This window comes from Polaromonas sp. P4_H1 (assembly GCF_056400945.1).
On record NZ_JBFUKG010000061.1, the window covers coordinates 1 to 702 of the forward strand.

Annotated in this window: 1 protein-coding gene; it reads left to right on the forward strand. The window is 62.5% G+C overall.

Annotated elements, in window-relative coordinates:
* Nucleotides 1-133 precede the first annotated feature (133 nt).
* Nucleotides 134-702 (forward strand): Asp-tRNA(Asn)/Glu-tRNA(Gln) amidotransferase subunit GatB (locus tag AC1DS5_RS25060; protein ID WP_477720951.1); only part of this gene is annotated, 569 nt, incomplete at its 3' end.

A 702-nucleotide genomic window follows, 5' to 3' on the forward strand; every position in this document is an offset into this window, starting at 1 on the left:
TTGCGTGCCAGCTCCGTGTTCAGGGCTTTCGCTTCGGGCATCTGATCGGATAGGGGGCAAATGCCCTGGAAGCGACGCTGGAAAGCCTCACTGGGGGTTTTCCCGCGCCCGCGGTCGCGGTAGAAACCGCTCCATGAACGCACCTGTCAAACCTTCGAAGCTCATCAAGGGCGCCACCGGCGACTGGGAAATGGTCATCGGTCTGGAGATCCACGCCCAGGTCAATTCTCACGCCAAGCTGTTCTCCGGCTCGTCCACGGAGTTCGGAGGTGCGCCGAATAGCCATGTGTCGCTGGTCGATGCGGCCATGCCGGGCATGCTGCCGGTCATCAACGAGGAATGCGTCAAGCAGGCGGTGCGCACCGGGCTTGGCCTGAACGCACAGATCAACCGGCGCTCGACCTTCGACCGCAAGAATTATTTCTATCCGGACCTGCCGCAGGGCTACCAGATCAGCCAGTACAAGTCGCCGATCGTCGGCGAGGGCGAGGTCACGATCGAATTGGCCGATGGCGAGACCGCCATCGTCGGCATCGAGCGCCTGCATCTCGAACAGGACGCCGGCAAGCTGGTGCACGACCGCAATCCGTCCAGTACCTCGGTCGATCTCAACCGCTCGGGCGTCGCGCTGATGGAGATCGTCTCCAAGCCAGACATGCGCTCCAGCGAACAGGCCCAGGCCTATGTGTCGAAGCTCCGCAC